The 23,996-nt window shown below is 58.3% G+C and carries 26 protein-coding genes and 2 pseudogenes; 12 read left to right on the top strand and 16 right to left on the bottom strand.

All coding sequences use genetic code 11. The features are described from left to right. Positions 1-89: 89 nt before the first annotated feature. Positions 90-776, bottom strand: coding sequence for a TetR/AcrR family transcriptional regulator (locus ASD32_RS24060; RefSeq protein ID WP_060640563.1), 687 nt, complete (start codon positions 774-776; stop codon positions 90-92). Between the two features lie 99 nt (positions 777-875). Here ASD32_RS24060 and ASD32_RS24055 point away from each other — a divergent pair, with 99 nt between their 5' ends. Beyond that, on the top strand, positions 876-2,267 hold the full coding sequence (locus tag ASD32_RS24055) for a cytochrome P450 (RefSeq protein ID WP_060640562.1): 1,392 nt from the start codon (positions 876-878) through the stop codon (positions 2,265-2,267). On the opposite strand, the gene ASD32_RS24050 is transcribed toward ASD32_RS24055, so the two are convergent. Both ASD32_RS24050 and ASD32_RS24045 read right to left on the bottom strand, forming a co-directional pair. Next, positions 2,264-2,566 (bottom strand): antibiotic biosynthesis monooxygenase, encoded by a 303-nt coding sequence (locus ASD32_RS24050; RefSeq protein ID WP_060640561.1) that lies wholly within the window; start codon positions 2,564-2,566, stop codon positions 2,264-2,266. The two genes, ASD32_RS24055 and ASD32_RS24050, sit on opposite strands and share 4 nt — an antisense overlap. A 74-nt stretch (positions 2,567-2,640) precedes the next feature. Then, positions 2,641-3,657: an NADP-dependent oxidoreductase gene (locus ASD32_RS24045; protein WP_060640689.1), complete on the bottom strand. Its 1,017-nt coding sequence runs from the start codon at positions 3,655-3,657 to the stop codon at positions 2,641-2,643. Between the two features lie 104 nt (positions 3,658-3,761). Between ASD32_RS24045 and ASD32_RS24040 the strand changes: the two genes are divergently transcribed. Then, positions 3,762-4,652, top strand: a complete 891-nt coding sequence (locus tag ASD32_RS24040; protein ID WP_060640688.1) for a LysR family transcriptional regulator — start codon at positions 3,762-3,764, stop codon at positions 4,650-4,652. 83 nt (positions 4,653-4,735) lie between these two features. Here ASD32_RS24040 and ASD32_RS24035 read toward each other — a convergent pair whose 3' ends face one another. The 3 genes from ASD32_RS24035 to ASD32_RS24020 all read right to left on the bottom strand — a co-directional run bounded on the left by ASD32_RS24035 (position 4,736) and on the right by ASD32_RS24020 (position 6,147). Further along, on the bottom strand, positions 4,736-4,936 hold the full coding sequence (locus ASD32_RS24035) for a hypothetical protein (protein WP_060640560.1): 201 nt from the start codon (positions 4,934-4,936) through the stop codon (positions 4,736-4,738). A 258-nt stretch (positions 4,937-5,194) separates the two neighbouring features. Then, positions 5,195-5,788 carry a hypothetical protein gene (locus ASD32_RS24025; RefSeq protein WP_156383321.1) on the bottom strand — a complete coding sequence of 198 codons (594 nt, stop codon included), beginning with the start codon at positions 5,786-5,788 and terminating at the stop codon, positions 5,195-5,197. 5 nt (positions 5,789-5,793) lie between these two features. Further along, complete coding sequence (locus ASD32_RS24020) at positions 5,794-6,147, bottom strand: AraC family ligand binding domain-containing protein (protein WP_060640557.1); 354 nt, start codon at positions 6,145-6,147, stop codon at positions 5,794-5,796. A gap of 74 nt (positions 6,148-6,221) precedes the next feature. Here ASD32_RS24020 and ASD32_RS24015 point away from each other — a divergent pair, with 74 nt between their 5' ends. The 8 genes and pseudogenes from ASD32_RS24015 (at position 6,222) to ASD32_RS23990 (ending at position 13,000) form a co-directional block, all read left to right on the top strand. Next, positions 6,222-6,566: a hypothetical protein gene (locus tag ASD32_RS24015; RefSeq protein ID WP_060640556.1), complete on the top strand. Its 345-nt coding sequence runs from the start codon at positions 6,222-6,224 to the stop codon at positions 6,564-6,566. Positions 6,567-7,085: 519 nt separating this feature from the next. Next, the gene (locus ASD32_RS24010) at positions 7,086-9,716 is read left to right on the top strand and encodes a PAS domain-containing protein (protein WP_060640555.1); all 2,631 of its coding nucleotides are present in this window, start codon (positions 7,086-7,088) and stop codon (positions 9,714-9,716) included. A gap of 181 nt (positions 9,717-9,897) precedes the next feature. Next, complete coding sequence (locus ASD32_RS24005) at positions 9,898-10,212, top strand: hypothetical protein (protein ID WP_060640554.1); 315 nt, start codon at positions 9,898-9,900, stop codon at positions 10,210-10,212. A 51-nt stretch (positions 10,213-10,263) separates the two neighbouring features. Then, on the top strand, positions 10,264-10,560 hold the full coding sequence (locus ASD32_RS24000) for a DUF3175 domain-containing protein (RefSeq protein ID WP_060640553.1): 297 nt from the start codon (positions 10,264-10,266) through the stop codon (positions 10,558-10,560). Between the two features lie 118 nt (positions 10,561-10,678). Next, a complete protein-coding gene (locus ASD32_RS23995; protein ID WP_060640552.1) occupies positions 10,679-12,007 on the top strand; it encodes a zinc-binding dehydrogenase in 1,329 nt (442 codons plus the stop codon). 20 nt (positions 12,008-12,027) lie between these two features. Continuing rightward, on the top strand, positions 12,028-12,234 hold the full coding sequence (locus tag ASD32_RS29185) for a hypothetical protein (protein ID WP_082546907.1): 207 nt from the start codon (positions 12,028-12,030) through the stop codon (positions 12,232-12,234). Continuing rightward, a pseudogene (locus ASD32_RS30825) lies at positions 12,221-12,456 on the top strand (hypothetical protein). Before ASD32_RS29185 ends, ASD32_RS30825 begins: the two are co-directional and overlap by 14 nt. A 250-nt stretch (positions 12,457-12,706) precedes the next feature. Continuing rightward, on the top strand, positions 12,707-13,000 hold the full coding sequence (locus tag ASD32_RS23990; RefSeq protein WP_060640551.1) for a hypothetical protein: 294 nt from the start codon (positions 12,707-12,709) through the stop codon (positions 12,998-13,000). 239 nt (positions 13,001-13,239) lie between these two features. Here the strand turns inward: ASD32_RS23990 and ASD32_RS23985 are convergent, their stop codons facing one another. The 6 genes from ASD32_RS23985 to ASD32_RS23960 all read right to left on the bottom strand — a co-directional run bounded on the left by ASD32_RS23985 (position 13,240) and on the right by ASD32_RS23960 (position 19,557). Then, positions 13,240-13,611 carry a response regulator gene (locus ASD32_RS23985; protein WP_060640550.1) on the bottom strand — a complete coding sequence of 124 codons (372 nt, stop codon included), beginning with the start codon at positions 13,609-13,611 and terminating at the stop codon, positions 13,240-13,242. 157 nt (positions 13,612-13,768) lie between these two features. Then, on the bottom strand, positions 13,769-13,987 hold the full coding sequence (locus tag ASD32_RS23980) for a hypothetical protein (protein ID WP_156383320.1): 219 nt from the start codon (positions 13,985-13,987) through the stop codon (positions 13,769-13,771). 41 nt (positions 13,988-14,028) lie between these two features. After that, entirely contained in the window at positions 14,029-14,454 is a 426-nt protein-coding gene (locus ASD32_RS23975) for a response regulator (protein WP_060640548.1), read from the bottom strand. Further along, the gene (locus ASD32_RS23970) at positions 14,451-15,578 is read right to left on the bottom strand and encodes a PAS domain-containing protein (RefSeq protein WP_060640547.1); all 1,128 of its coding nucleotides are present in this window, start codon (positions 15,576-15,578) and stop codon (positions 14,451-14,453) included. The genes ASD32_RS23975 and ASD32_RS23970 overlap by 4 nt, the downstream gene beginning before the upstream one ends. Positions 15,579-15,643: 65 nt before the next feature. Next, positions 15,644-17,404 carry a PAS domain S-box protein gene (locus tag ASD32_RS23965; protein WP_060640546.1) on the bottom strand — a complete coding sequence of 587 codons (1,761 nt, stop codon included), beginning with the start codon at positions 17,402-17,404 and terminating at the stop codon, positions 15,644-15,646. 347 nt (positions 17,405-17,751) lie between these two features. Continuing rightward, complete coding sequence (locus ASD32_RS23960) at positions 17,752-19,557, bottom strand: EAL domain-containing protein (protein WP_060640545.1); 1,806 nt, start codon at positions 19,555-19,557, stop codon at positions 17,752-17,754. Positions 19,558-19,687: 130 nt separating this feature from the next. Here ASD32_RS23960 and groEL point away from each other — a divergent pair. Next, positions 19,688-19,862, top strand: a pseudogene (groEL, locus tag ASD32_RS29795) (chaperonin GroEL); the annotation flags it as partial. A gap of 453 nt (positions 19,863-20,315) precedes the next feature. Here the strand turns inward: groEL and ASD32_RS23945 are convergent. Further along, on the bottom strand, positions 20,316-21,260 hold the full coding sequence (locus ASD32_RS23945; RefSeq protein WP_060640543.1) for an EamA family transporter: 945 nt from the start codon (positions 21,258-21,260) through the stop codon (positions 20,316-20,318). Positions 21,261-21,349: 89 nt separating this feature from the next. On the opposite strand from ASD32_RS23945, the gene ASD32_RS23940 reads away from it, so the two are divergent. After that, complete coding sequence (locus ASD32_RS23940) at positions 21,350-21,967, top strand: CGNR zinc finger domain-containing protein (RefSeq protein ID WP_060640542.1); 618 nt, start codon at positions 21,350-21,352, stop codon at positions 21,965-21,967. 208 nt (positions 21,968-22,175) lie between these two features. Here the strand turns inward: ASD32_RS23940 and ASD32_RS23935 are convergent, their stop codons facing one another. The 3 genes from ASD32_RS23935 to ASD32_RS23925 are packed head-to-tail and all read right to left on the bottom strand — an operon-like array spanning position 22,176 to position 23,974. After that, entirely contained in the window at positions 22,176-22,565 is a 390-nt protein-coding gene (locus tag ASD32_RS23935; RefSeq protein ID WP_060640541.1) for a limonene-1,2-epoxide hydrolase family protein, read from the bottom strand. Between the two features lie 18 nt (positions 22,566-22,583). Further along, positions 22,584-23,219 (bottom strand): NADPH-dependent F420 reductase, encoded by a 636-nt coding sequence (locus ASD32_RS23930; RefSeq protein WP_244490252.1) that lies wholly within the window; start codon positions 23,217-23,219, stop codon positions 22,584-22,586. Next, a complete protein-coding gene (locus ASD32_RS23925) occupies positions 23,216-23,974 on the bottom strand; it encodes an SDR family oxidoreductase (protein ID WP_060640539.1) in 759 nt (252 codons plus the stop codon). Before ASD32_RS23925 ends, ASD32_RS23930 begins: the two co-directional genes overlap by 4 nt. Positions 23,975-23,996 lie beyond the last annotated feature (22 nt).

The raw sequence follows: 23,996 nt of genomic DNA, 5'->3' as shown, positions 1-23,996 counted from the left end.
TCTCCATGTGAGGGGTTTTTGCTTATTACGGATATTCAGGAAAATCTATTACTCTCAACATCGCGAACTCGGTATCCCATGGGAAATCCTCATGCGCTTCGGCCCGGCGCTAAAGAGCGACTAAGCATAGCCTTTAGCTCGTTCTTCGCCGCATCCGACAGGTACGGCTTGAACAGGCTCGCGACCTGCTTCAGTCCCCAGTCGAGATGTTCCGGCCCCAGGTCTTCGATGCCTTCCTGCAGGCTGAGATAAACCGCCCAGTAGGTGGAGACGATCCAGACATTGGCGAGCAACTGCGGGGCGTCCTCGTCCGAAACGTCTATCAGCCGCGCATTCGTCATCTGACGCAGCGTTTCCTCGACCACCAGCCGCATGCCTGCGCTGAGCGTGCGGGTTGGCTCACGCAGCGACGGCGCGATAGCGATGATGCCCGGAAGGTCGCGGAATATGTAACGATGCGTCCAGACGATCGAAAACCAGCGCTGCATAAATCCTGAAAAAATGCCGGGGTCGGTCGCGGTATTAGAACGGGCCTCCGCCATGAAAGCCGTGGCGTCAGCCTCAAGTCTTCCGAACAAGGCTTGGAGCAGGGCCTCTTTGGTTTTGAAGTAATAATAGAGGTTGCCCTCGTTGATGCCGACCGAACGCGCGATTTCCGCGGTTGTGACCCGGTCCGGTCCCTTGTCGTTGAAGAGTGTGAGACTGGCATCGAGGATCCGGTCACGCGTACTGACCTTTTGGCTTTTCTCGCCGTCGCCGCTCTTCGCCTTTTCCATGCACGCCCCTTGCAGAAGTAAGGTAATCACCTTAGATAACTTTAAGGCATACACCTTAGATAATTGAACAATTGGTCAAACGCAATAAGGGATCCGATCATGAAGATGACAGCGTTGAGAGATGGCGAACTTAAAACAACTTTCCCCCTTACTCGGCAATCGACGCTCGGCGCCCTCGTCGCGATCGTCCGCAACCCCCTCGACGCGCTTCCTCCGTCGATCTTCATCGATCCGATTGTTTTTTCAAAAACCGCAGGTGAGGTGAAGGTCTATCTGGCCGATCCCGCGCTCATCCATGAGGCGCTGGTGAAAAACGCCGACGCGCTGGGCAAGGGCGATCAAGTCCGCCGGGCGCTTGGACCAGCGCTCGGCCAAGGCCTGTTGACCGCTGATGGTGCACATTGGAAATGGCAACGGCAGTCGGTCGCAGGTGCTTTTCGGCACGACAAGATTCTTGAGCTGCAACCGACCATGATCGCAGCGGCAGAGCGTGCGCGTGACAGGTGGCTGGAGATGGGCAAGGGTGCGGTCGATGTCGGCCACGAGATGATGCGCACGACGTTCGACATCATCGTCGAGACCATGATGTCAGGCGGCCATGGAATTGACGTCGGCGCGGTGGAGAAAGGCATATCCGATTTCCTCAAGCCGACGGGCTGGAGTTTCGCACTCGCGCTGTTGCACGCACCGGAGTGGTTCCCCTATCCGGGTCGCGGTAAGGCAGAGGCAGCTGTCGAGTTTCTGCGATCCAGCCTTTTCAGCGTGATCGAGGAGAGGCGGAAGAGCCCGGATGACCGCCACGATCTTGTTAACATGCTTCTGGCGGCTTGCGACCCGGAAAGCGGGAGGACGATGAGCGACGCGGAGATCGTCGACAATCTCATGACCTTCATCACCGCCGGCCACGAGACGACGGCGCTTGGGCTTGCATGGACATTCGATCTTCTTGCCCGGCACCCGGGGGTCGAGAGCCGAGTTCTCAAGGAGATCGACGCGGTGACGGAGGGCCGGCCGGTAACCTCAGATGACGTTTCAAAGCTGGTCTATACCCGGCAGGTCTTTTCCGAAGCCATGCGCCTTTATCCGCCCGCCCCGATCATTACGCGGACGGTGCTCAAGGATTTTCAGCTTGGCGAGTACCTCATTCCGGAAGGCACGGTCTTGATCGTTCCAATTTACGCGGTTCATCATCACGCCGCTCTCTGGTCTGATCCTGAACTGTTCGATCCCGATCGCTTCAGCCCGGAGAACTCCAGAGCGCGGCACCGTTATGCCTATATGCCGTTTGGCGCCGGACCGCGTGTGTGCATCGGCAATGCTTTTGCGGTCATGGAAGCCGTCGCCATCCTGGCTGTGTTGCTCCAGAAGGTTCGCCTTGCCGCCATTGAGCCACAACCGCCGAAGCCTGTCATGAAAGTGACGCTACGCCCCAGCAAGACGCTCACCATGAGATTGGTCGCGCGCCAGGGTGACAACAGAAGCACGGCTTAACTGTCCATCAGTCCGCGTTCGTTCGAAGCGTCGAACTTGCGGACATCGCCCTGCATCCGTACCTGCCAACGGTTGACGAACGCAACGGTCTCGGCAGCATCCAGATGAGCGCTGAGCGCTGCCTGATCTGTCCATCGTTCCGATATGAGCAGCAGCCCGGCCTGTGGATCCTCCATGGCAATATCATAAGCGCTGTTTCCGGGGCGCTTGCGAGCGGCCATCGCAAGCTCCTTTAGATCGGCGAGAAACTGCGCCCCGTCAGCGGGATCGACGTGTATGTGTCCGGCAATTATGAGCATGACGCCTCCTTCTGCTGCCGGGCCGCCCCTCCACGGCCGACTAACGTGGGTTTGGTGGGTGGGACTCGCGGTCGTTAAACGACTGAAAGCACGATTTTTCCTTGAATACTTCCTCGCGACGCGCGCTGATGCGCAACGGACGCTTCCGCTAACGGATAGACGCTATCGATCACGACGCGAATGGTGCCGTTGCCGAGCAGTCGACCGGTCTCGGCCAGTTGCGCACCGTTCGAACGAACCTGTGTCGACGACACCGTGATTCCACGTCTCGCCGCTTCCTCATGACCCGAAAAGCCCAGAGGATTGACGAGATACAGCGCGCCCCCACGCTTCAGGACCTCCAAGAGGCGCTCCATGTTCGGGCCGCCGAAGGCATCGATCACAAGATCCATATCCTGCACGGATTTCTCAACCGACGTCGTGGTGTAGTCGATGAATTGGTCCGCGCCCAGATTGCGCAGAAGCGCCTCATGCTTGCCTGACGCGACGGCGATCACGCGCGCCCCTTTCCACTTCGCGACCTGCACGGCCAGGTGCCCCACGCCACCGCCCGCGCCGTTGACTAGAACCGTCTTGCCGTCGAGCGGGATTGGCGCATGAGGAAACGACTGGAACGGGTTCGGCGCATCATGGCCGAGTTCGACCAGAAACTGCCATGCTGTCAGCAGGGACATCGGCGCCCCGGCTGCCTGGATGTGATCGATGCCCGTCGGCTTGATAGCCAGTTCCGATAGGGGCACGCGGACATACTCGGCATAGGCGCCACTGCCTTTCATCACGTCCTCCGGAAAACGCACCATCGCATAGACCTCGTCGCCGACATTGAATTCCGAAACACCGTCGCCGACCGCCTCGACCACCCCCGAAACATCGGTGCCAAGAATGAGAGGAAAGACAGGATCAGGCTGCCACTCTGGCGGCAGTGCGCGATATCCATCACGCAGATAGAGGTCGGGTGGATTGAGGCTTGCCGCATGAACGCGAACCAGGACCTCACCGTTCGCCGGTGCAGGTCGCGGCGCATTCCCGTAGTGCAAGACTTCAGGGCCCCCAAACGCGTGTAGCAGAACTGCCTTCGTCATCTCAGTCATCATAGCCTCGCTAAAAGGTTCATTGTTTCCATCAGAAGATAGCCCCACGTCGTCCTGTTGATAATTGCGCTGTCATTCGCTTTAATAGTGCCATGAAGGAACAAATGGGTTTGGAGAGGCTGACCGGTCTCATCGCGTTCGCAAAAGCCGGATCTCTGGGGAGCTACACCGCGGCCGCCCGATCGCTGTCTGTTTCGCCGTCGGCGATCAGCAAGAGCGTCCAGCGGCTTGAGCAGCATCTCGGCATCTCGCTGTTCACGCGCACGACGCGCTCGCTAACGCTGACGGCCGAGGGGCGTGACCTGCACGAGCGCGCCTTGCGCCTGTTGCGGGATGCAGAAGAGATCGAGCAGGTGGCCAAGGCGGCGCGCGCGGAGCCGTCCGGCACACTTCGGATCGCAGCGTCACTGCCGATCGGCCTGCATGTCATTGCGCCGGCGCTTGCCGCATTCCGGAAGCTGCACCCGAAGGTGACAATCGACTTGCGGCTGAGTGACCAAATGGTCGACCTTATCGAAGAGGGTATCGATCTGGCTGTCCGCATCGGTGAGCTCGGTGACTCGCGCCTTTTGTCACGACGGCTCTCGCCGCATCGGCTCGGTTGCTATGCTTCGCCCGAGTATCTCGCAACGCGCGGCTTGCCGAAGCATCCCGATGACCTTGATGCGCATGAGACGGTCAACATGCGCTACCAAAGCACGGGCCAGTTGTTCCGCTGGCCTTTCCGGATTGGGGAACGGGAGATCGAGATCGTGCCTTCGTCCGGCGTCGTCGTCGATGCAAGCGAAGCGGTTATAGCAGCGATCACTGCGGGTGCCGGCATCGGAATGGGCACGAGCTTTACGGCTGCGCCCTGGATCAAACGCGGCGAGTTGATCCCCATTCTGTCCGAATTTGCCGTGGACCGGCACAACATCACTGCCGTCTGGCCAGAAAGCCGCCGCACCAACCCATCGGTTCGCGCCTTCCTGAACATGTTGATCGAGCTCGTCTAGATCATACAGGCGACGCGCTGGTGATGACTGCAATTCAAAATCGGAGCTCTGTTCCAGAGCAATTGCCATGCGCCATACGCGTCCTATCGGTCCTTGGCTCTCCTCCACCTGACCAGATAACCGAAGCCGGGTCCTATCAGGACCCCAGCGATCACCCACTCGATCAGGGTGAGCGGGCTCTCGTCAGGATCGTGTCCCGTGAGATAGAGGAAGAGGAAAAAGGCCAGGATACCGCCGACTATCATCGCCAGGGCAAAGATCAGGCTTTTATGGGAACTCTGCATAGGACCTCATTCTTCAGTAATGCGTGCGGGGCAGATCGCGATCTCTATGACATCCGAGAGCGAGGATGTCGTCGGTGATGTCCAGATGTTTGGCCGCAACCGCAGACGGCTTACAGAAGAGACAGCGGTTCGGCTTTGCCTTTCCCCTGTAACAAACCTCGTCGGTGCGACCTACGTCCTTACCTGGCTCGTCGGCTAGTTTCGTGAGCAGTGGGAACGCCGCCTTTAACGTCGGCGTAGCGCTTCGCGCCAACTGAATTAGTCTTGCCGCACCGGATCGGCTCGCAGGGTCATCGATCCGTCAACGGTCTCGTCGGCGAGAGCCGTTTCGAGGGGGTACTTCAGTTCCGCGCCCAGTTCTTCCACTGCGTTGTCATGTGCAACGGCTGGCCAGATCGCAATATCGATGATGTCCGGATCGACCGGGACGCTGTCATCCCTTCCGCCCTGGAATTCCATCCAGTTGATCTGGATCACGCAGTCGACGCTACCCACGAGGAAGATCGGGCCGTACGGTAACGGATCGGGCAACGAGGGGCTAGATATCCCGAACGACCCCGAAGGGAACGAGGCTTGTGTCTGCTCTATTCGGGTCCAAAGATTGCCGCTCATGGGCTCGGTTACCGGATGCTCCGGTTCGCTGTCGTAGATAGCGATCCTGATATGTTGCTGAAGGCTGGACTGGGTGTAGATCACGAGACCCCTGGGCATCACGCACAGGCTGCGTGCCTCCATCTCCACCGTGATCTCCACGGGAGCCTCGAAAGCTTCGTCCTCCCTATCCACAAGGTAGAACTGACCGTAGTCGGACTGCCAGGCTAACGTCGCCCAGCCTTTCGGCGAAGGTGCCATTCCCGTCATCCTGCATGCGCCTCCGCCCAATGAGGATAGGTCACGTATGCTGTCAGCGCGCCCTCGCCCTCCGTCGTGATCGTCACAGCCTCACCCTTGGGCATGTAGACGATGTCGCCAGGTCCTGCCGTCACGGTTCCTTCCCCGGTGGAAACCGAGAGCCTGCCCTCTAGGACGATCATGGGGTCGTGGACGGCCATCGTCTCGGTCAGGGACTGGTCCGGCGCGTAGCGGCCGTAACCTATGGTGACCGGGCCGCCGTGGCGCTCGTCGACCAGATTTCCGACAAAGATATCGGCATTCTGGCCGGGAGACTTGACCAGTCCCGCGTCGGACAGGCTGAATTTCTGAACCTTCATATCTACCTCCCTATTCCAAACCGGAGGTAGTGCGGTTGCCGAGATCGCCAAGGCCGACAGTTAAGGAGACACAGATGACGAAGAGCTGCCCCATCCCGACACCCGAACAGCGCCAGTACATGGAAATCAGGGAGGCAGCGGAGCGCGCGATGCTAGACAAGGTCGACAAGGCTATCGACGACGCGACAGCTGAAGTGGCCGACAGGTTCCGGGAAGCCGGGCTGGAATTCGAGCCTACGAGCAAGGATTACTTTACTTTCGCAACACAGCAGGTCCTCTTCGTACGGCTCTGCGGCGGCAACCCAGAGACGCTGGAGGGCGGCGATCCCGAGATCGGAGCGAAGATCGTCCGCAACGGACAGCACATCATCGACCACTACTGGAGAAAGGGGCCTCGACTGAGAAGACCAAGTAGTTAGTCTTGCGGGTACGAAAGGTCTCTTGCCCCCTGAAACTGCTGAGCAATTCCCGCGTGAACTCAGTTCCGAATGACTTTTCTGGGCCACGGGATGCTCTATATATCGGTAAGAACGCGGTGAGGGTTGGACGTGACGGGCGAGATTACGGAGAATTCGGGGAGGGAAGCAACTTTCGACGCAACGTCGCTTTTTGCAGGTCCTGGCGAAGTACGTGCGTTAGCAAGAAGTCTGGACTGGGCCACGACCCCGCTCGGTCCGACCACAAGCTGGTCGCCGGCGCTCCGGACAATGTCGCGGTCCATCTTCGATTCACCGTTTCCGATCTGCTTATGGTCGGGTCCCCATTTCTGTCTCGTCTATAACGACCCATACCGCCGCATCCTCGCCGCGAAACATCCTTTTTCCCTCGGTCAACCAGGCTCCGTTGTCTGGGCAGAGATTTGGGATGAGCTTCGACCTCAATTTGAGAGTGTCCGTGCCGGAGGCGACCCGGTCTATTTCGAGGATGCTCCGTTTGTCATGGCGCGGCTCGAAGGCGGCGGGACGGAAACGGCATGGTTCAACTATTCGCTTTCGGCCCTGCGCGACGAGGACGGAAGTGTGGCCGCAGTCCTCAACATCACCCCCGAGACGACCACCCGCGTCATCCTTGAACGCCAGTTGACCGAAGAACAAGCCGCGCTGGCGACCAGCGAGGAGCGCCTGCGCCTTGCCGTAGACAACGCCGATGTCGGCCTCTGGGATGTCGATCTGGTCAACGACAGGCTGATCTGGCCTGCCCGCACCAAAGCGATGTTCGGCATTTCCGCAGATGTGCCCGTCAGTATGGACGACTTCTATAACGGCCTTCATCCTGATGACCGTGAGGTTACCACGGCGGCGTTCCTTGCCGCGGCCGATCCAGCGCAACGAGCCGTATACGATATCGAGTACCGCACGATCGGCAAGGAAGACGGTGTCGAGCGCTGGGTGGCCGCAAAAGGACGCGGCGCTTTCGACGCGTCCGGGCGCTGTTTACGGGTCGCTGGAACAGCGCTCGAAATCACCGCACGGAAGACCGCGGAAATTCGCCGTGGTGCGCTCGTCGAGTTGACCCAGGCCACCCGCGACCTAGAGGAGCCAGCCGACATCGCCTATGCCGCCGCCGAGGTCCTCGGTCGAACCATCGGCAGCACCCGGGTGGGATATGCCGCGATTGATCATGATGCTGAGACGCTCCACACGGACCGGGATTGGACTGCGCCGGGAGTCCAGACACTTGCGGGCACGCTGTCCTTGCGTAACTACGGTTCCTTCATCGACAGTCTGAAGCGTGGCGAATTCACCGTCGTAGAAGATGTGCGCACCGATGCAAGGACGGCTGGCCCGGCGGCTGAGGCATTGGAAGGTAAAAGCACCCGGGCCTTCGTGAATGCCCCGGTCCTGGAACAGGGAAGGCTCGTCGCCGTCTTCTTCGTCAACCACGGTGAAAAGCGCAACTGGACCGAAGGCGACCTCGCCCTGATCAAAGAGTTCGCAGAGCGTACGCGGATCGCCGTGGAGCGCGCGCGTGGTGAACATGCGTTGCGTGAAAGCGAAGCGCGCCTACGGGAACTGAACGAAACTTTGGCGGCACAGGTCGAGGCGCGCTCCGCCGAGCGTGATCGGTTGTGGCACCTGTCCCAGGACATGCTGGCCCGAGCCGACTACAGCGGGATGATGTCGGCGGTCAGTCCTGCATGGACACAGGTACTGGGCTGGAGCGAGCGCGAGTTGCTATCGCGCGGTTACGCAACGTTCATGCATCCCGACGATGAGCCTCCTACGATCGAGGCGATCGGCCGAATGGCTGAGACCCGCCAGCCGACGCGCTTCGAGAACCGCATTGCCACCAGCGACGGCGGCTGGAAGCACATCGAATGGACAGTCGCCCCAGAACAGGATGGCTTCAACTTCATCGCCGTCGGCCGTGATCTCAGTCACGTGAAAGCCCGCGAAGCGGAGTTGGAGCAAGCTCAGGAAGCGCTCCGGCAAAGCCAGAAGATGGAGGCGGTCGGACAGCTCACTGGCGGCCTGGCCCACGACTTTAACAACCTGCTGGCCGGTATCTCCGGTTCCCTCGACCTGATGCAGACCCGTATAGAGCAAGGTCGTTTCGATGAACTCGACCGCTACATGACGGGTGCGCAGGGTGCCGCTAAGAGGGCCGCCGCGCTCACCCATCGCCTGCTGGCCTTTTCACGGCGACAGACCCTTGAACCAAAGCCCACCGATGTGGACAGGCTCGTGGCCAACTTGGAAGACCTAGTCCGCCGGACGGTTGGGCCTGAAACCGCCGTCGAAATCCATTTCACCGATGGCCTTTGGTCCACGCTGGTCGATCCGAACCAGCTCGAAAACGTACTTCTCAACCTCTGCATCAATGCCCGCGACGCAATGCCGGACGGAGGGACCATTTCCATCGAGACGGGCAACCGGACAATCGACCGGGCCGCCGGGAGCCTACGGGAGATACCTGCCGGAGATTACGTGTCACTGGCGGTGTCCGACAACGGAGTCGGTATGACACCAGAGGTGGTGAAGCGCGCATTTGAACCTTTCTACACGACAAAGCCGATAGGTCTTGGCACGGGGTTGGGCCTGTCTATGATCCACGGGTTTGTCAACCAGTCGGGCGGCCACGTCAGAATTCATTCAGCGGTCGGGCAAGGGACGACCGTCACTGTCTTTCTTCCACGTCATGCTATCGCCGAAGCTGCTCCCGCTAATGTTGAGGTGGAAAACGCCGATCCAGCGGCCAAAGGCAGCGCAACGGTACTTGTGATCGACGACGAGGCACTCGTTCGTATGCTCGTCGTCGAAGTGCTCGAGGACCTTGGCTACCGCACGCTGGAAGCAGGCGACGGTCCTGACGGTCTCAAGGTTCTCAGATCGGAGGCAAAGATCGATCTACTGATCACGGACGTCGGCTTGCCGAACGGCATGAACGGACGGCAGGTCGCGGACGCAGCACGCGAAATTCGACCCGACCTCAAGGTGATGTTCGTAACTGGCTACGCCGAAACGGCGGTCCTCAGCAACGGTCACCTCGATCCCGGCATGCAGATCGTCACCAAGCCGTTCGAGATGAACGCATTTGCGAAACGCGTTCAGGAGTTCATCAAGTCCTGAATGCGCTAAGCGTCCTGAAACGATCTGCGGACGGCTGACAGCCGGATCTAGTTGTTCTTGATGAATGATGCCGGGACGCGCCTAACGCGGTTTATCTCTACCGACGTGTCAGCGCTCGTCGCGGAACTTTGACGATGAGACATCGTTTTCTTTTCTTCATCGAAGCAAGAGGAGATGTTCCATGCCGCAGGGCGACAAATCCGCATATACCGACAAGCAGAAGCGCAAGGCCGAGCATATCGAGGAAGGCTACGAGGACCGTGGTGTTTCCGAGAAGGAAGCCGAACGCCGTGCCTGGCCCACCGTCAACAAAGAAAGCGGTGGTGGCAAGAAGTCAGGGTCCGGCCGGGGCCATGCCGAAAACCACGCCTCTTCCGAAAAGGGCGGACATAAGGGCGGCGCAGCTGCCGCGTCACGCACCAAGGAAGAGCGCTCGGCATCCGCCAAGAAAGCTGCAGCCACGCGCAAGCGGAACGAGCAGCATGCACATCATTGATAGGACACGGCGACACGACAGTGGCGCCGTTTCTTCTATGGAGGAACGTTCATGCCGAAGAAGAAATCCAAACAGAAATGGTCGCAGGATGTGACTGACAACAGCGATGCAATGGACCTGAAAGACGGCGTCTTCAAACAGCGTAGCGCCAAGAAGATCGCCGACTCGCTGAAGGCCTCGGCCGAACATAGCGACCGTCGCAAAGCCAGCCCTTTCCAGTCCGCCATGTCGATGCTGAATTTCTACATCAATCGCGCTGGCAAGCAGCTGTCGAAATCGAGATTGGCGACGCTCGACAGGGCCAAGGACGAGTTGCGCAACGATTTTGACAAGCAGCCGAAACACTGATCATCGGGCGGCATCGCCAACAGCCCGGCTACCGCCAAGCGATCCGCCGACAGATGAATCGGCGCATTGCCTGGCGGTTCGTTTCAAAACTTACTCTCGAGCTTAAAGGAGACCGATTATGCAAGCTGTCCGTATCCATCGCTTCGGCGGTCCGGAAGTCATGGCAATCGAGGAAATCGATCGGCCAACACCTGCCGCCAATGAAGTTCTCATCAAAGTCTTTGCTGCAAGCGTCAATCCGGTCGACGCGAAGATACGCGAGGGAAAATATCCGGTCGTTACCGACAAGGATCTTCCCTATGTGCTCGGCCGCGATGTCAGCGGCGAAATTGCTGCCACCGGTTCCGACGTTGCCAGCTTCCCGGTCGGCGACGAGGTCTTTGCGTTCCTGTCGCCGGAGCATGGAGGCTACGAGGAATTTGTATTGGCACGGGCTGACGAGGTGGCTGCAAAGCCGCAATCGCTCGATGCAGTGGGCGCCGCCGCCGTACCCTTGGCCGGCATCACCGCCTGGCAGGGCCTGTTCGATCATGGTGGGCTTCGATCTGGCCAACGCGTCCTTATTCATGGTGGTGCGGGCGGTGTCGGCCATTTCGCCATTCAGTTCGCCAAGGCGAAGGGCGCATGGGTGGCAACGACCGTGTCCTCGTCCGACAAGGATTTCGTGACTGATCTCGGCGCCGACCAGGTGATCGATTACAAAGCTGAGAAATTTGAAGAGCTTGTCGAGCCCGTAGACCTGGTGTTCGACCTGATCGGCGGCGAGACACAGGACCGTAGCTTTGGTGTCGTCAAACCGGGAGGAGCGCTAATCTCGACACTCGAGGAGCCGGACAAGGCACGCTCCAAAAAACTGAAGATTCGGGCGGGACGATACACGGCTCAGCCGAATGGATCCCAGTTGCAGGAGATCGCGGCGTTGATCGATGAGGGCAAGGTGAAAGTCGTCGTTGCCAGCACTTTTGAGCTTCGTCAAGCCGCAGAAGCACAGTCTGCCCTTGGGGAAAAGCACATCCGCGGCAAAGTCGTCCTGACGGTCGTCGAGCAGCAGGCAAGAACCGTGATTGACGACGAGGCACGGAGATTGCGGGCATACCAAATCTGGGAAGACGAAGGGCGACCGGAGGGTCAGGACCTCGCGCATTGGTATAGAGCCGGTGATCTCGACGCGCCAGAGGAACGCCCTGACTATCGGCGATACTCTACCGGTGTCGCGCCTGCTGGGTCGCTAGTGATCAAATTCTATCATTCCGGCGATCAGATTCGCGGATACGTGCGCAAGGTCGCGGACACAGCTGCGGACGATACGATCTTTCCCGGCGAGGAAATGGAGCCGGATGCGGCCTTCAAACTGGCAGATTCTCACAAGGCCGATAGCAGCGACCCTGTCTTCGTCGAGCTTGTCGAAGGCGTCGAATGGAACCCCGCCTGGGGTCGATTGGGGTAACCGCAAAAAGGAGGTCGACAATGACGACACGCGAAACGCCGCCTGAAGCCATCCCGGCCGAGACAGATGATGCCCGCTCGATAGACAGCCCCGCCGCCGATCGTCACCGCAACGATCTGGCCAAGGCGGCGGCGAAACGATTGCACCGGGCCATAAAAGGAACAGACCAAGCATCAGACAAACACACATTGAAAATGAAGGAACGGCAGCAACATGGAAATAGATAAAGAGCCATCGAAGGCAGAAATCGAGAACGACGCTAGAGGACAGTCCGAAAGCAATCACGCCGGAGGATCCAACAACGGCGTGAGCAGCGCCAAGCCAAGGTCATCACGCATTCGGACGACGCGACCGTCAATAAAAAGACGCCTGGCAAGGATGAAGACGCCAAGGATTGGGACATCAATTACGACGAGCGTGACATGAACGAAGGCGAGTTTCGGGGCTGAAAGCCGCGAGAGTCGCCGCCACTTGTGTCAACGACAGCCGGACGCCCCGCAATGGCTTAGCCAATCCATCTCCTGTTCGAACCCGTTACAATTCCCTACGGTCTCGATATGCCGACCAAGGAAGCGCAACATTCCGTTGCGGTCACAGCCGTTCTGGTGCACGCGTCGTGAAAGCTCACTCGAATTGCCACACGTTACGCTGAGACATTAAAGCGTTGCGTCTGGACAAACGACATCGGAGAACAGACGAATGAACCGATTACCGACAAACGAGCGCCAGGACGATGTCAGCGATCCGCGCCCTCAACAGCGTATGATTAGGTCGTCTGACGGTCTGCCCGGATCGGCTCAACCGTTTCTTTCACAGCGTCAGCACGCCAATGCCGCGATCATGGTGACAAAAGACGCGGGGCTCAGCGCCGAAATTGAGATCACCAACGGCGGCCTGCTGTCTGTCGCGGCATTGGTCTCATCCATCTTGTTGTCAACCGCAGTGCTGGTCCACGTGGCGACGCGGGACGCAAAGTTCAGGAAGCTCTCGTAGCTACACCTGCGACCATTGCCGGGATTGGCCGGATAAGAGCGCCGTGAAAGCCACTCAGACTGTTAGAACGCGGGTTGCTTTGCGAGCAGCATACGCAATGTGACGCAGGTCGCAGCTTCGTCGGAGACAGCATGGATCCTCCCAATATGACGGGCAGCGGTCTGCAGCGCGATACAGTCCAAGCTCCAGTCCCTGCTCATTCGATTGGGAGCGGTGGTTTTGATCATTCAGTCCGACTGCTACTCTGCTGCGACCATTTCCCTAATGGCACTGGATACCCGTAAATGATCGTAGGGTTTGCTGAAAAACCTGCCCTGGACTGGCAGCTGGTCGTCACGCAACTGTCGATGCCCAGATGTGACAATAATTTGTACAGGTGGCCATCTATCGCGTACCGCCGCCGCCAGCTTCAGCCCGTCCATTGTGCCTGGCATGTCGATGTCCGTGAACATGGCCCGAATTTCGGAATGGGTGTTCAAAATCGCAATCGCCTCATCGGCGTCAGCCGCCTCATAGACCGTGAACCCCTGATCCTCAAGCAAAGTGGTGATATCCATTCGAATTAGCGTTTCGTCTTCGACGACGAGAACTGCAATTACATCATGCGCCATCCCGAACCATCCCCTGCCCACGGTTATGTCTTTTTTTAATGGTGGACGAACTCTGGTAACGCACCCCGAGCGGAATGGGTCCGTAAGAAGAGGAAGGTCCTCATTTAATTCTGCTGTCCGCTGGTTTGAAGCTGCAGAAGCGCTCAGCCGGGAGACATCAACTGGCCCCAGCGGCTGGCCAGTCATTGGAGGGCTCCTCCGAGCCAGAGTCATCATCGGTGCGTGACATGGAATCAATCACCTCACGAAGCTGCGTAGATTCCTTCTCGATCATGTAGATCACGGCACTTTTCTCAGCGCCTTTCGCGACAAGCTCCTCCACAATAGACAAAAGGCGCGGTCTTACGTCTTTCAAAATATTCTCGTTGTTTGTCATTTTCTCCTCCTGCGACATAAATTCCGCGCGTACCGAAGCCATTAACTTTGGGGCTTTGCAGGTGTCACATCTTCCGCCAAGACAAGGCTGACAGGCGGAGAACCGCTTGCGTCGCCTGCAATAACAGCGGACACGTAGGCAAGTGCGTTCTTCATTCCGTTCATCGTGTACGGTTTTTCAATTGCGCCGAGCGCGCCGGCGAAATCCTGCGGGATCTTCTTGATGTTGCCACTTACAAAGACGTAAGGAATACCGGCAGCGGCCAGTTCGCGTCCGACATCGACGCCAGTCGGCCCGTCCATGAGATGGATATCGACGAACGCGAAGTCGGGTTTCGATGAACCAATCTGCTCCTGGGCCTGACTTCTGCTCATGGCGAGCCCTGTGACCTCGTGGCCCGCCATCTCCACTTCGCTCTCCAGCTCCATGGCGAGCAGCATCTCATCTTCGACGATCATGACTTTCAATGTGTATTCTCCTGATGATCGTCGACCAACAAAACCACGTCGACGATCGTTTTGCGACCATCCTGCTTCCGTTCAATCTCGGCTCCGAGCTGACGAGCTGACGCCTCCAGTAGCATCTGGCCAAGCTCGGCATTTTCGATATCCGGCTCGACCGGCTCGGATGTATCCTCGATCCTGATCAGGAAATGCCCGTTTAGGCGTCGGACGACGACGTGAATATCGCCTCCTCCGTCACTCAATCCTCGGCGGACCGCGTCTCCGACCAACTCATTCACGATCAGCGAAAGCGGAGTGGCCTTGACCGCGGGCACCAGCAGCGGCGAAAGATCGAGGGTGAGGCGTATATCCTTGCGGCCGGTTGCATCGACGAGGTCGGTCACCAGCTCGCGCGCGAACTCGGATATATCGAACTTCGAGACGTCGTCGAGTGTGAACAATTTTCGCTGGACGGTACTGAGCGCCTCGATGCGATTAAGCACGGACATCAGCGTTTGCCGGCGACCGTCGTCCTTGGTAACCCGTGCCTGCATCTTCACGATGGACGCCATCGTCAGCAGGTTGTTTTTCACGCGGTGGTCGACTTCGTGGACCAGCAATGTGCGAGCCTCGAGCGCCGAGCGAAGGTTGGCCGTGTGTTTGGCAACCTCGGCTTCCGCCTCATGCCGGGCCGCCGCTAGATCGGCTTCGCGGCTTTTGACATTGGTGAAGTCGAGTTGTGAGGCAAAGAAATAGATGATCGCACCGGCCTCATCTCGTACCGGGCTGATGAACACCGCATTCCAAAACTGGCTACCATCTTTCCGGTAGTTGAGAATATCGACGGCGACGTCTTGCCCGGCTGCGATCGCTTCTCGGACCTTCGAGATCGTTTCCTGATCTGTTTCTGGTCCCTGCAGAAAACGACAGTTGCGGCCGATGACCTCATCGTCGCTATACCCGGACAGCCTTAGAAAAGCATTGTTGCAAAAAATAATCGGGTTATCGCTCTGGTTCGGATCGGTGACGATCATCGGCATCCGCGTTGCCTTAAAGGCCGCGGCGAAGGGGTCTTCGCTGACATGGCCTGCGACAAGGCGGTTGCCCGCGTTCCGGGCGTCGGTTTGAAACTGATCCTTTTCCGGCATAAAGGTCCTGGCGATGTTTTCCCGCAAATAAAGTCGCGACAGCTGAAAGGGTTCCTACGGTATCCTCAAACGTGAGGATGCAGCTGCGCTTCGATGTCACAGATCACGCCGGATGGATCATAGATGATCGTCGAGCGCCCATGCATTTCTGCAGCCAACAGGCGTTCGACAAGTCGGGAACCAAACCCTTTCCGCGTCGGAGGCACCACGGGCGGGCCATCTTTTTCTTGCCAGCGGAGGTTGAGCGCTCCCGTTTTGTCATCGTAGGTCCAGCTGATCGCGACCTTTCCTTCCGAAACCGAAAGAGCCCCATACTTTGCTGCGTTTGTGCCCAGTTCGTGAAGTGCAAGTGACAAGGATGCGACGGCCTTTTGCGGCAGCAGCACCGGCACACCGATGATTTCGAACCGCTCCGGGGGATAGGGGGCGACGGCCTGTTCGACAACCGCCGTGAGTTCCGCACGTTGCCAGTCGTCCTGAGCAAGAAGATCGTGGGCATGGGCCATGGCTGATAGGCGTGCCTCGAATGCGCTGACGGCCTCGCCTTCGCTGTTGTCTTTTCCAAACGTCTGTCTGGCGATGGCGATGACTGTTGCGAAGACATTCTTGACGCGGTGGTGCAACTCACCGATCAGGACCGACTGGAGACGTTCGGCCTCCTTTCTCGCCGAAATATCATGGGCGATCTTCGAAGCGCCAACGATCTGGCCGGCGCTGTCAAAAATCGGCGAGACACTGAGAAGCACGTCGACCAGACGACCGTTTTTATGCCGCCGCTTCGTCTCGTAGGGTTCAACCCGAAATCCCGCTTTGATCTGGCTAAGAAGAGCCGGCTCCTCCTCAAGCCGATCCTCGGGGACAAGACCCATGACCGACCTTCCGACAATCTCTTCAGCTTTGAAGCCGTACAGGCGTTCAGCCGCTGTATTCCAGGATGTGATGGTCATCGCCAGATCGATACCGATAATGGCATCGTTGGACGAGGCAATGATGGACGCCAACAGGCGTTCGACTTCCTGGTTCTTCTTTCTCTCGCTAATATCGATGGAGACGACGGCCACCTGAAGGATTTTACCGGCCTCGTCTCGTAGTGGCGACACCGTGTTGTTGACCCATAGGACATTGCCGTCCTTTCGGAGGTAGCGTTTCTCGATGTCGAAGCTTTTGCCTGTTTCCACCAAAAGCCTGTATAGCCTGCCCTGCTCAGTAAGATCCTCGGGGTGTGTGATATCGCGGATGTTTTTGCCGACCAGCTCATGTTCGTCATAGCCAAGCATTTCGCAAAACCGGCTGTTGACGTGAAGGATCTCGCCGTCGAGACTGCCCTGGCCGATCCCGGCTGCTGACTGCGATACCACAGCCCGCAGCCGTTCCTCGCTTTGCCCTAACGCGTGTTCGACGCGGATGCGATCGGTGGTTTCGCTGACGATGCAAAACACGCCCCGCACATTTCGATCCTCATCAAGGATCGGTGAATAGGAGATGTCGAAATACACCGTCTCGGGATGCCCGTGGCGCTCGATGTAGAAGGGACGATCCTTGGCGGCTACCGTCTCGCCGGTGTCAAGCACCTGACGCAGGAGAGGCTCAAGGTCGTCCCAGAGTTCGCTCCAATTCTCCTGTGCCGGTCGACCGAAGGCCTTGGGGTGCCGCAGTCCAATGCTCGGCGCATAAGCCTCATTGTAAAGTGCCGCGAAGGCAGGCCCCCAGAAAAGGACGATCTGCGCCTTCGACGGCAACATGATATCGACTGCTCTCCGGAGACAGTCCGGCCATGACGACGGCGGACCGAGCACGCTCATATCCCAGCCGCCGCTCTCGATCATGCGAGAGATTTCGTCTTGCCCCCAACGCGTTTTTTCTGCCCCGTCCAACTTTAGCACTCGCTCTACATTTCCAGGACGACCTTGCCAGTGCCGCACTCGATTTAACCGAGAAATAAATTATGGAGTTGGCGCAGTCTTGCAAGAGTTTTTGCCACGATCTCTCAGAGACCTGGCTTTTCGAATTGCTTCAAGCAGGTCTAAAGGGACAGCGGGAGTGTGTTCCGCAGATCCAAAAAAACGGTGCTCGACTTCGAAATGATGAAAAGCAGCTCCTAACATTCGGCGAGCATCTGCTTGAATATCAAGGCCTGCGAAGTCGTCGATGCTATCGTGCGCGCGACAGGGTCTTACCCCTGAGATTGCTGGACCTTGGTGGCTTTTTGCCCGCGTTGAGACAGGAGGGTAGTCGCTACCTCTCGATCGACGGCTTTAGAGAACAGGTAGCCCTGCCCTAGCATGCAACCGAAGGACAGGAGTTGGGCGAGTTGGGAATCCGTTTCTATACCTTCTGCCACGACCCGCAAACCGAGCTTGGTCGCGATACTCATTACGCCTTCAACGATAATCGCCGCACCGTCTCCCGGAACCAGCCGCTCAACAAATGACCTGTCAATCTTGATGATATCGACAGGAACGGACAGAAGGTGGGTCAGGGACGCAAAACCAGTTCCGAAATCGTCGAGCGCGACACGCATGCCACAGGCCCTCAAGGACTTGATCTCGTCAGCAACGACATGATCACGCTGGCCGAGATAGACCGATTCTGTCACCTCGAGGATGACGTGCTTCAGTGGAACACCTGCTTCACTGAACACCATGCAAACCCGCTCCAGCAAATTGCCCGCGTGGAAATCCGCGGCGGCGAGATTGATTCCGACATGCTGAAGCGGTAGCCCTCGATCCAGCCATCGACGCATATCTGTAGCGACTTTCCGGAGCATGCATTGGGTCAGCTCCGCAGCAACATGCGCATCCTTCGTCGCTTCATGGAAGTTTGCCGCGGCGATAATCTCGCCCGACAACGTCCTCATCCGGCACAAGGCTTCGAAGCCTACAATTTCACCAGTATCGAGTCGGACGATTGGTTGATAGTGGGCATCGATCCGCTCTTCGGCCAAGGCCCGACTGACCTCTCGAATAGCCCTAAATCTTTTCGTGAAGGCGGTCCCTAATCCGCCAGTGTACTCGACGTACTGGCCCCGGTTATTCTCTTTGGCGTGATAGAGGGCTATGTCAGCGCATTGGCGGGCTTCATCCGGGCTTTGATCTTGCCTCACAAGTACGCCCCCGACAGTTATCCCCGGAACGACAACATGGCCATGGCATCGCGCAGGCTTCTTGACCGCATCAATGAGCCTCGTAGCCTGTGTTGCAAGGTCGGGCCGCGTTGCAGCGTCCAGTATGATTGCGAATTCGTCACCTCCGATCCGGAAGACCCTTTCCGGCGGCGTGACCGATGCGATGCGCTGCCCGACGGTGCTGATAAGCTCGTCCCCTGTCGAATGCCCGAACGTGTCATTGACGACCTTCAGGTTATCGAGATCCGCAAGCAGAATGCCCCAAGACGGGAGTGGGGACAAATGTTCTGCAAGCGCCTTGTTGAAGCTGGCGCGGTTCGGAAGTCCGGTGAGGGCGTCGACATAGGTTAGACGCTGGCGCTCCCGGACGCGCTGATCCCTTTCTATCGCGATGGCGCAAAGATGGACGCAAGCGTCGACAATCAACTTTTCCAGATCGCTTGGCCCACGCTGCTCACGATAATAGAAAGCAAAAGTCGCGACGACACGGCCGCCGCTGCAGATCGGAGTCGACCAGCAGGCTTTTAACCCAAGCGGCAAGGCAAGCCCCTTGAAATCCGCCCATTTGGGGTCGTTCGCTATATCCGTGACCGTGACTGGTGCTGCCAGATATGCGGCAGTGCCGCAGGAGCCAACAAAAGGTCCGATTTCAAGATTATCGAGGGCCGCGGAGTAATGCCCCGGAAGAGACGGTCCCGCCAGGGGATGTAGGCGTCCTTCATCGACGAGCAGAACGGAACAAACGGCGCCCGGTGCCATGGCTTCGACTTCAAAACACAATCTCTCAACCGTCGCTGATAGCGGCTCGCCCCTAGCGATCATCTCCAGAATGATGTTTTGCAGCTCGATGGTCATGTTGCGTCGGTTCGTTTGAAAAAGGTTATACAGTGGCAGCCTTCATTACCGGTTGCCCAAAACCATAAAGCTTTACCGACCCGTCAAGTTCCTTTCTTCCGAGATCAGCTTCGTTCCTTCTGGCCGGTGGTACGGCGACCTTTATGCCCAAGGCGTCATCGACCCCGCGAAGGTGGTGCGCACCGCGCTGCAGGATGCGGCCTCGGTCGCGGGCCTTCTGGTCACAAACCGAGGCGATGAATGCCAAGAAGCCGAAGAAGGACGCCGCTCCAGCGCTGCCCGCAGGCGGCGGCACCGACTTCTAATCAGTAACGGGCCCGCCCCATCCGCCGGGGCGGGCATTTCTGAAGGACGAAATGACGTCTGGACCGATTTCGAAAGAAGATGCACGTCTATGCGCCTGTGTCGTCAAGGAGATTGCTCAAGCAAAGGTATCGTTAAGGACCCGGGCGCGATCGCAAGCCTGACAGCATTCGTCGCCAGGCTCTACACCAGAGGCATGCGCGATCGCGATCAACCCTTGACGGCTGCCATGCAGTTTGTCCCTATGCTGCCGATTACTCCGCGAGAACTGACCCCGCTGCTTTATGCCGTCCAGGGCGATAAAGGTGGCTAGCTCGCGGCGCTTTCCTCCCCTTTTTAAGAAAACTGAGGAGGGCCGCCACTGTCGCAGTGGCCAGATAATGCCTGGTTAAACGTCGTCTTACTGTGGCTGCGCCTTGAGATATTCCATTGCCTTCCTTCTTCCTGGCCTGGTCTCACGTTTCCATCACTGCGGGTTTCGTCGTCGTGGTTTCGGCCATGGCGAGATAGGCGCCGCTGAGCATGACGATAATCCCGATCACGTCGAAGGCCGTGACTTGTTCGGAAAAGAAAAGTGCCCCGAGTGCGACGGCGATCACTGGAGATACGAACGCATAGCTGCCGGCACGCGAGGCTCCAATGTCTCTCAGCAGCCGCATATAGGTCGTGTAACCGATCAGCGATCCGAAGATCACCAGAAAGAGCCAACTGGCCCAGGCGGTTGTGCCCCAATTACGTGATAGCGCGGAAATAGCACCAGGCTCGAACGCCAGCGCTACAGCGACCAGGGCGATACCGCCAACCAGTGTCGTAAAACCGGCGACGAACAAGGCTGGATAGGTTCGCAACACAGGTCGAGCCAGCACCGAGCCGTACCCATAGGTAAATGCCGCAGATGCCACCGCCAAGCCGCCCCAAAGGCTGGCTCCAGCAAAGGTCTCCGGCGTCGAGACTTGTCCGTCAGTTGCCGAAGGCCAGAAGAGGACGATCAGCCCTGAGACACCAAGTACAATCGCCACGATCCGCCTCACGTCGAGCGTCTCTTCGCGCAATAGCAGAGCAAAGCACAAGAGCGCGATCGGCGTCAGCGACATTTCCAAGACAGCGGCAGTCCCGGTATCGATGTACTGCATGCCCCAGAACAACGGCCCGTAGCACAGCGTGATCATCAACATGCTGACGGCGGCGAACCGCCCACAGTCTGCGACTTTGAAGCCCGCCGTTTCACCTTTCGTCCAAGCATAAACAAGCAGCAGCGCGCCTGCAGCCGTAAAACGCGTCCCGGCAAACAGGAGGGGTGGCACGACTTGGATACCGGCCTTGGTTCCGATCCAGGTGCTTCCCCAGATGCCGCATAACATCAAAAAGCGGAGCTGGTTCTTATTGAGGGCGAAGGACATAATGGCTCCGATACTGTAACGCTCAAAGGACCAATAGACCGTTACAACTCACTCTTGCTTAAATCGTTCCGCCATCCAATATTCAAAAGATGACCAGTCAGAAAACCATCGAGGACATCAGCCTGCTCGGCGGACACCCCGCGCTCGATTTCGTCAACACCGTTGACAGTCGAGGTGAGCGCCGGGGGCCGGAGTTTTTGAACACCTACGGCGATCTGGTGACCTGGGCGCGGCGTCTCGACGTGATTGACGACGAAGAGCGAAACGTCTTGCTTGCGAGGGCGACCGCATCTCCCGCCCAAGCCCAGAGGGAGCTGATCCATGCCCGGGGAGTACGCGAGGCATTGCATCGCATATTCCTGACTGAATCTGGCGAGGTCTCGGTCGGAGAGGAGGATTTGGCACTTCTCGACCGCGCGGTACAGGCTGCCCAGTCACAACGAAGATTGGTCAGTATCGCAGGCACCATCAGGTGGCGGCACTCAGCTGCAGAACAAATGAACGCTATCGTGCACCGTATTGGCTGGTTGGCAGCTGAACTGCTCACGTCAAAAACCGAGCGTCGGCCAATCCGGGAATGCCAAGGCCCAAATTGCGGATGGCTGTTTCTCGACCACTCTCGTAACGGCCATCGTCGCTGGTGTTCGGACAGAACATGTGGATCGCACGCAAGAGTACGGAAGTTCCGGGCTTTGCAGTCCGATTGATGTCTTAAGGGAAATGAATCGCGTCCTTAAAAGCACGCGAAAAAAGGGCCGGAGACAGTGTCTCGCGGCCCAGGTTTTTCATCGACTGAGGAGGGAGGAGAACCACGTCGAGACGATAAGACTGGCACGTCATGGTTAACAAACCGTAACCCCTGATCGGGCCAGGGTGGGCCTAGCCGCAGAATTCATCGAGCAGAGTGCAGTCTGCCTATCTCTTGAGAGCTGAAACCTGCCTCTCGAAATCGCCCAGATCGAAATAGTCACGCCAGACCGTGATCAACCCGCCCTCCACGGTGACTGTACCCATGACCGGCAATGTGATCGTCCCGCCGCTCTCATGCGTGAACACATCAATGCGCTCGTTGAGGACAACGTTTCCTGATGCCGCGATGTTGGCCACGGTCCAGTCGACCGTGAACGCCGTTCCTACACCGAAGTCCTGATGAAATTTCCGGACGTTGTCTCGGCCCGTGATGCTGGGCAGAGGCACGTTGTCGTAGAGGACGTCATCCGCCAGCATAGCGAGGGCATCCTCGATGCGATTGGCCGTCCAGTGACCGAAGAAAGTGGTGGCGATATCGATCGGGTTGGTGGACATGCTTGTTCTCCAGAGAGTTTAAGCGAACTTGACGAAATTGTTTGCGGGCAAGGGTCCGCCTGGAAACTGCGTGAGCCGACCGCCGATCGAGAGAGGTCCAAGATCAACGCCGGCGAACCCGAGCTTTGCAATCAAAGCCGCCACCTCCGCCTTCGCGGTCTCGTCGTCTCCCGAATAGAAGAGCACACGTTCCCCACCTTCCGCATGCGGGTCACCGGACAGAATGGCAGCAAGGAGATGATTGAATGCCTTTACCACCCGCGCGCCCGGCACCAGGCTGGCGACGATCTCGGTCGAAAGCCGTCCATGGAGATCAGCAGGCTTGAACAGCGGCGCCTCGATCGGGTTGTTGGCATCGATGACGATTCGACCATTCCAGTTCGGCAGCCCCGCGAGCGCCGATGGTAGTTTAGACCACGGAACGGCAATAAGTACGATATCGGCTTGTGCCGCAGCCTCGATGGTACCAGCTGTGACATCAGGAGCGAGCTCCTGTGTCAAGCTTGCAAGCGTTTCCGGCCCGCGACTATTGGCGATGGTGGCTGCGATACCGTTTCGGGCGAGGATTCTTGCAAAGGCCGCGCCGATGTTTCCAGCGCCGATGATGCCGATGGTGGTCATGTCTTTTCTCCTGTTGGATTGGGTGAGGCTCAAGCGGACTGGCCGCCATCGACGTTGAGGGTGGCGCCGGTGATGTAGCCGGCGTCCGGTCCCACGAGGAAGGCGACGGCCGCGGCAATATCTTCCGGCTGTCCGTAGCGACCGAGTGCTGCAAGCTTGTTCAAGCTTTCGGCGAATGGGCCGTCCTGTGGGTTCATGTCGGTATTGATCGCACCGGGCTGGATAATGTTGACGGTGATGTTTCGCGGGCCAAGGTCGCGGGACCACCCGCGCGTGTACGCAGCGACTGCAGCTTTGGTGGCGACGTAATCGGCAGCGCCGGCGAAGGGAATGTGTACAGCGCCTGTGGTGCCGATCGAGACGATCCGGCCGCCATCATTCATCAGCGGTACCGCGGCCCGTACAGCGGCTGCGACGCCTTTCACGTTGACATCAATCTGACTGTCAAAAGCGGCCAGGTCCGCTTGGGTGTCGTCGACCATGCCGGTTATGAAAACACCGGCCGAATTGACCAGGATATCGAGCCTGCCGAAAGCCGTAAGGGCTGTATGGACCAGTGCGGCTACCTCCGCTGGAATCGCCTGGTCTGCCTTGACGGCGAGCGCACGACGGCCGGTGCCTTCGATCTCCTCGACGAGTTCATCCGCGATTTTGGCCGAAGCGGCGTAGCTGAATACGACATCGGCACCGTCATGAGCAAGGCGCCGAACAATGGCGGCACCGATCCCGCGTGACCCGCCGGTGACAAGTGCAACCTTGCCAGAGAGTGGTTGATGTACCTGGGTCATTAAATTCATTCCTTTTGTTCGA

It is taken from the genome of Rhizobium sp. Root483D2 (assembly GCF_001426685.1).
GTDB classification, from domain to species: domain Bacteria; phylum Pseudomonadota; class Alphaproteobacteria; order Rhizobiales; family Rhizobiaceae; genus Pararhizobium; species Pararhizobium qamdonense.
This window is presented reverse-complemented; position numbering and strand designations above follow the sequence as displayed.

Excerpts from the sequence above, each read along its gene's own strand:
- ASD32_RS24060 (WP_060640563.1), bottom strand. The coding sequence starts at position 776 with ATGGAAAAGGCGAAGAGCGGCGACGGCGAGAAAAGCCAAAAGGTCAGT.
- ASD32_RS24055 (WP_060640562.1), top strand. The coding sequence starts at position 876 with ATGAAGATGACAGCGTTGAGAGATGGCGAACTTAAAACAACTTTCCCC.
- ASD32_RS24050 (WP_060640561.1), bottom strand. The coding sequence starts at position 2,566 with ATGCTCATAATTGCCGGACACATACACGTCGATCCCGCTGACGGGGCG.
- ASD32_RS24045 (WP_060640689.1), bottom strand. The coding sequence starts at position 3,657 with ATGACTGAGATGACGAAGGCAGTTCTGCTACACGCGTTTGGGGGCCCT.
- ASD32_RS24040 (WP_060640688.1), top strand. The coding sequence starts at position 3,762 with ATGGGTTTGGAGAGGCTGACCGGTCTCATCGCGTTCGCAAAAGCCGGA.
- ASD32_RS24035 (WP_060640560.1), bottom strand. The coding sequence starts at position 4,936 with ATGCAGAGTTCCCATAAAAGCCTGATCTTTGCCCTGGCGATGATAGTC.
- ASD32_RS24025 (WP_156383321.1), bottom strand. The coding sequence starts at position 5,788 with ATGGCACCTTCGCCGAAAGGCTGGGCGACGTTAGCCTGGCAGTCCGAC.
- ASD32_RS24020 (WP_060640557.1), bottom strand. The coding sequence starts at position 6,147 with ATGAAGGTTCAGAAATTCAGCCTGTCCGACGCGGGACTGGTCAAGTCT.
- ASD32_RS24015 (WP_060640556.1), top strand. The coding sequence starts at position 6,222 with ATGACGAAGAGCTGCCCCATCCCGACACCCGAACAGCGCCAGTACATG.
- ASD32_RS24010 (WP_060640555.1), top strand. The coding sequence starts at position 7,086 with ATGGCGCGGCTCGAAGGCGGCGGGACGGAAACGGCATGGTTCAACTAT.
- ASD32_RS24005 (WP_060640554.1), top strand. The coding sequence starts at position 9,898 with ATGCCGCAGGGCGACAAATCCGCATATACCGACAAGCAGAAGCGCAAG.
- ASD32_RS24000 (WP_060640553.1), top strand. The coding sequence starts at position 10,264 with ATGCCGAAGAAGAAATCCAAACAGAAATGGTCGCAGGATGTGACTGAC.
- ASD32_RS23995 (WP_060640552.1), top strand. The coding sequence starts at position 10,679 with ATGCAAGCTGTCCGTATCCATCGCTTCGGCGGTCCGGAAGTCATGGCA.
- ASD32_RS29185 (WP_082546907.1), top strand. The coding sequence starts at position 12,028 with ATGACGACACGCGAAACGCCGCCTGAAGCCATCCCGGCCGAGACAGAT.
- ASD32_RS23990 (WP_060640551.1), top strand. The coding sequence starts at position 12,707 with ATGAACCGATTACCGACAAACGAGCGCCAGGACGATGTCAGCGATCCG.
- ASD32_RS23985 (WP_060640550.1), bottom strand. The coding sequence starts at position 13,611 with ATGGCGCATGATGTAATTGCAGTTCTCGTCGTCGAAGACGAAACGCTA.
- ASD32_RS23980 (WP_156383320.1), bottom strand. The coding sequence starts at position 13,987 with ATGACAAACAACGAGAATATTTTGAAAGACGTAAGACCGCGCCTTTTG.
- ASD32_RS23970 (WP_060640547.1), bottom strand. The coding sequence starts at position 15,578 with ATGCCGGAAAAGGATCAGTTTCAAACCGACGCCCGGAACGCGGGCAAC.
- ASD32_RS23965 (WP_060640546.1), bottom strand. The coding sequence starts at position 17,404 with ATGATCGAGAGCGGCGGCTGGGATATGAGCGTGCTCGGTCCGCCGTCG.
- ASD32_RS23960 (WP_060640545.1), bottom strand. The coding sequence starts at position 19,557 with ATGACCATCGAGCTGCAAAACATCATTCTGGAGATGATCGCTAGGGGC.
- ASD32_RS23945 (WP_060640543.1), bottom strand. The coding sequence starts at position 21,260 with ATGTCCTTCGCCCTCAATAAGAACCAGCTCCGCTTTTTGATGTTATGC.
- ASD32_RS23940 (WP_060640542.1), top strand. The coding sequence starts at position 21,350 with ATGACCAGTCAGAAAACCATCGAGGACATCAGCCTGCTCGGCGGACAC.
- ASD32_RS23935 (WP_060640541.1), bottom strand. The coding sequence starts at position 22,565 with ATGTCCACCAACCCGATCGATATCGCCACCACTTTCTTCGGTCACTGG.
- ASD32_RS23925 (WP_060640539.1), bottom strand. The coding sequence starts at position 23,974 with ATGACCCAGGTACATCAACCACTCTCTGGCAAGGTTGCACTTGTCACC.